7 protein-coding genes and 2 pseudogenes are annotated in these 4650 nt (G+C 39.9%); 2 read left to right on the top strand and 7 right to left on the bottom strand.

Features of this window, described 5'->3' with window-relative positions; translation table 11 throughout:
• From N7387_RS20870 to N7387_RS20885, 4 genes are all read right to left on the bottom strand, one after another.
• On the bottom strand, positions 1-490 hold a 490-nt coding region (locus N7387_RS20870; protein WP_279800902.1), incomplete at its 3' end, for a ProQ/FINO family protein.
• A 32-nt stretch (positions 491-522) separates the two neighbouring features.
• Positions 523-837 (bottom strand): CcdB family protein, encoded by a 315-nt coding sequence (locus tag N7387_RS20875; protein WP_262862893.1) that lies wholly within the window; start codon positions 835-837, stop codon positions 523-525.
• A 2-nt stretch (positions 838-839) separates the two neighbouring features.
• Entirely contained in the window at positions 840-1076 is a 237-nt protein-coding gene (locus N7387_RS20880) for a type II toxin-antitoxin system CcdA family antitoxin (RefSeq protein WP_279800903.1), read from the bottom strand.
• A gap of 135 nt (positions 1077-1211) precedes the next feature.
• The gene (locus N7387_RS20885; protein ID WP_279800904.1) at positions 1212-1835 is read right to left on the bottom strand and encodes a recombinase family protein; all 624 of its coding nucleotides are present in this window, start codon (positions 1833-1835) and stop codon (positions 1212-1214) included.
• Between the two features lie 365 nt (positions 1836-2200).
• Here N7387_RS20885 and N7387_RS20890 point away from each other — a divergent pair, with 365 nt between their 5' ends.
• Entirely contained in the window at positions 2201-2470 is a 270-nt protein-coding gene (locus tag N7387_RS20890; protein ID WP_219644385.1) for a hypothetical protein, read from the top strand.
• A gap of 14 nt (positions 2471-2484) precedes the next feature.
• Complete coding sequence (locus N7387_RS20895; RefSeq protein WP_279800905.1) at positions 2485-2823, top strand: type II toxin-antitoxin system RelE/ParE family toxin; 339 nt, start codon at positions 2485-2487, stop codon at positions 2821-2823.
• Between the two features lie 341 nt (positions 2824-3164).
• Here N7387_RS20895 and N7387_RS20900 read toward each other — a convergent pair whose 3' ends face one another.
• From N7387_RS20900 to N7387_RS20910, 3 genes and pseudogenes are all read right to left on the bottom strand, one after another.
• Entirely contained in the window at positions 3165-4091 is a 927-nt protein-coding gene (locus N7387_RS20900) for a hypothetical protein (RefSeq protein WP_279800906.1), read from the bottom strand.
• A 133-nt stretch (positions 4092-4224) separates the two neighbouring features.
• Positions 4225-4317, bottom strand: a pseudogene (locus N7387_RS20905) (IS6 family transposase); the annotation flags it as partial.
• 120 nt (positions 4318-4437) lie between these two features.
• Positions 4438-4650: pseudogene (locus tag N7387_RS20910) on the bottom strand (hypothetical protein); the annotation flags it as partial.

Genomic DNA, 4650 nt, shown 5'->3' on the forward strand with positions numbered 1-4650 from the left:
GCTGACCGTCCTTATCATAACGTACTGTACCGGCAACAACCGTCAGACGATAGCCGATTGAATGAGAGACAGAGGATAAACAGCGTGTCAGCGTTCTGGCTGACAACGGTAAAACTCTGGCTTTTTTGTCCTGAAATAAATCTTCACGCAGCCCATTTTTCATCGGACGCAGCTGACCGTCCGGAAACAGTTCAGGCCAGTACCGGGTAATAATCCCCAGTGCCTCAATGATATTCATCCGTTTTTTCGGCGGTGTCGGCGGAACCGGGACTTTTTCAGGCTTCACCGCTGGCGGTTCAGGTTTTTTGGCTTTTTTGACGGGTGCAGGGGGCTTTGCGGCCGGAGCCGCTTTGTTTTTTTTCGGTCGCAGGACAGCATCTATCCGCTGTTTTCTGCGGAACACCGGCTGTATCGGGGTATCTTTGCTTTTTTCCGGCTCTGCTTTCGGTTTACGGTTCAGCGTGAGAACGGGACGGGATATATCAGTCATTACGGGTTCCTGCCGGTATTAATTTATCATTCTTAAATACCATCAAAAAGAAAATCAATCGCCGCTTTTATTTCTGTACGATAAAGAGAGGCATCACAAAACACAATACCCAGAGAACGGGCGGGAATACTGGCCATTTCATGTGTCATGACTGCATATTCTTTATCATCGGTCAGTCTGATAAGCGGAACCAACCGTTTGGGACGAGTGCCTGCGGGATAATTTTCAACGGGTAGCAGGGGAATCACAATCCTGCGGTTCAACTGACCGATAATATCGCTTGTTACATCAAGCAACATAGGATAGACAGCACTTTTCCCGGTATTATTGTATACAGTGAACTGCATTCTTAGAATGTCCTGTATTCATCGCTGAAACAACCATGTTCATCATGAAACCGGTTGAGTGCTTCCAGGGCTTCACTATTTTCCTCCTGCCATTTTTTCGCTTCATACCGGCGTAGTTCCGCATCAAGCGCAGCTGTCAGGGTTGCACTGAGATTAATTCCGGCCTCCCGCGCACGACTGAGCAAGACTCGCTCTACAGTCATGGTAACGCTTTTGGTTACCCGTTGTTTTATAGCCATAGATTCCTCGCACCAATCATCGTGTAATATACACGGTTAATTAAGCGTAGTATAACACGAAAAAAGTAATGCATCTTAAAAAACGGGTGTAGACTATCCCATTATCAAATACACCGGACGTCCGGGATATACGCATCAGGAGCCTGCGCTGAGTTTAACAATCCGTATCACTGTCCGTTCTGAAACATCACACAACCTTGCGGTATCACGGATACTCTGTTTATTTTTGACACGAAGTTCGATGATTTTTTGATGCAACTGTTCATCAGCCCGGCGTCCCCGGTATTTTCCGGCCACCTTCGCTTTCGCAATCCCTTCTTTCTGACGGCGGCGGCGATCCTCATAGTCTTTGCGGGCAATAGCAGCCAGCATATCCAGCATCATCCCGTTAACCGCCTTAAGCATTGCCCGGGTAAACTCATCACCGGCAGGTGATGTCAGCGCCATATGGCTCGTCGGGAGGTCAAGACTGACAACCACCAGGTTTTTTTCACTGATAAGGCACTTTAATTTCTGCCAGCCGTCCTCATCCATGCGCGAAAGGCGATCAACCTGCTCGATGAGAATAATGTCACCGGGTGCTGCATCATCAAGCAGCCGTAAAAGTGCCGGTCGCTGAAGTGACGCCCCGGAAACATTTTCTGTGTACCAGCTTGCCATCCGGAATCCTTTTTCTTCCACAAAGGCTTTAATCCTGTTTTTTGCCCTGAGAGCATCCTGCTCTTTCGTTGATGCGCGAAGATAACCGTGAATGTACATTTTTCACCCGTTTATGACACTTAAATGATGATCATAACATACATGACAGATAGATAATGATCTAATGGGAAAATGGCAGCATTTCAGGCTGTGATACTGGGGTACACCTAAAAATTCGCAAAGCTGGTTCCGGCCAGCTTATTTTGTGCCTGTTACTCGGCAGAATAGGCGTTTTACTAATCTACACCATGATGCGACACTGCGTGTACAAATATGTACACGATAGTACCACGAGGTGTTATAATCTCTCAGCGTGCACAAGTCGCGCGAGCGAGAAACCAGCTTTGCAATTCTGCAAAGCCCTATCCAAGGAGCAACGAGATCGCTGTTCTCGCCAGTAGATCTCACTTTAAGTGGAAAAAAATATGACTCAGACCATGTCGCAGAAACTTGCCAGAGACAGTCTTGGAAATGCACAAACTTTTGAAGGAGGTATGTACGTCACAAAAAACGGTGTAGCAGAGCTTTTCATTCAGACCGCCGCAGAACGTCAGGTGGAACTGAGAGAAATTGAACAGGAAAGAAATATAAACGCCCTTTTTAAGCTGGCAATGATGGCTAAAAAGGAAATCGCAGATGGCAAAGGCATGACCCCCGAAGAGGTCTTAGGGAGGCTACGTGCCGCAAGAAAATAATAGTGAGGTATTGAGTGTCAAATCAGTTTTCAGTTGTAGTCACGCCATTGGCGCAGCAGTGTTTGGAAGATATTGAATCATATAAAAGTGGGACTATCGGGCAGCAGCAGGCAGCGAGTTTTGTCGATAACCTACTAACAGAATCCGTTGCGAACATTACTGAAGATCCTCATCGGTATCGCTTTAACGTATACCTTTCAGATCGTGGTTTGATGTTGCGTGAAAGGCTTGATGTAGAAGGTGAGTATCGTGTGCTCTACGATTTTGACGGAGCGAATATTGAGATTCTGCTTTTTGTTAGTATGAAGCAAGATTTTGGGAAATTGCTTTATCGTTATAACATACTGAAATGATGCCCAATGCCCGGTTATACCGGGCTTTTTTATGTCTGTTTTAAGGTATTCGGTAGAATGGCGTTTTAGCGAATCACGGTTGTATGAAGAACAGATTTACCAATGCATAGGGTTCCGATCATCAAATCGAGGTCACAGCCAATTAGGTTGGCTTAAACGTCATGCGTATAAATTAACCAAATATAAATTAAGTCGTTATCATAAGTGCAATGCAGTCTTACTCTCTTCCTTTTAACCTTATGTCGTATTGGTGCATCAGCTAAATGGCTTTTTTGGTTAACACCTCTATTTCGCTAAAGGGCATCACCTTTGTGTCGTTGATCCCCACGTATACTCAAATATCATAATTTCTGATAATTGCAAGATACCTGATTAAGGTTTTTATATTTGAATGAATAACCAAAATTTATTTCTTCGTTTTCTTTATGACCTATATACATTTCATTTGAAATATCAGATAAAACAAATAAAGACAATATAGTATCATTTTTGCGAAAAACATATTTTTCAGGAATATTATACTGTCTGATATTTTCAGATAAATAACAACGTTCTTCAAACCCAACGCCAATTTTAGTTATTACTTTATCAGCACCACGCCCAACTATTATAATAATTAGAATAACAGCAACCGTAACAAAGGATAATAAAAATATATTACTCTTGATAAAATCAAATTTTATTTGATTTTTTAGTGAGCAAACAACAAAAAAATAATAAAAAAACGATAGTATTATACCTAAACGTGATGAAAGATTTATTACATTCAAAACAGAAAAAAACAAACAAGCAATAACATAAATTTGAGGGGTTATTAAAAAAAATGAATAAATTATTAAAAATGATTTTATTTTACCAGCAGTCTTCTTTACCAACGCGCAATAAAATGGAATAGGTAGAATGGAAAATAAAAATATTAGAAATATACTATAATCCTTATATATCATGATTAGCAGTGATAAAAATGGAAATATAGCCATCAATGGCAATAGTATTTTTGTTTCTATAAAAACAACTTTTATAGTTGGTTCTATTACAAGAACCCACTTATGAAGTTTATATATAAAAAACAAAGAAAGTAATATAAAAAAAATAGATAGCACTACAACAGTCGTATGTAATACACCCATTGCTATAAATATTTGTGATTGCATCATTTTATAAAAAGGTATACCATACTCATTACAATAAACAAATAATGAAACAGCACCTAAAAATGAAATTAATAATGTGAATATAGAAACGAAACCTACATAATTACTTTTCATACCATCTAACCCATTGTATTTGTTTACATAAGTTATTTTTAAAAAAAAGATACATTTTACCAAATGTTATAACGGGATTGTTGAAAATAATCTCCAAGACTGCCTTTTTCTCAACCGTGACAGACGTTTCACGCAAAACAGCCCCCACATTGAATACTTGATTGACAAAGGCAGATCGCTCCCGTACCCGAAACTTGGGCTCGTCATAACGGAGCCAATCATCAAAGTCCTGGATGGGGTTTGATTAACCAGTTTCGTAAACAGAACATAACTAAACCTGATAATCTAGCCTGAGAGGCAATAACACCTTGAAATATAATACACAGTCCAAGACACCACAAAAACCTCACTCAATAGTTTTGTTTTTAATTTTATTTTGCATCATAACTTTATTAAAAATTAACGTTACATCAAGATTATCCTGTACTTTAAAAAGAGCATAGTTGTCATAATAATCATGATATCCATGGGATATTAAAAAATTGCCAAACGTCTCTTCTGACATATCATCAAATGAATTATATGAGAATGGTGTATATCCAGGTATAAAGCCATAATT

It is taken from the genome of Morganella sp. GD04133, assembly GCF_029835375.1.
GTDB classification, from domain to species: domain Bacteria; phylum Pseudomonadota; class Gammaproteobacteria; order Enterobacterales; family Enterobacteriaceae; genus Morganella; species Morganella morganii_B.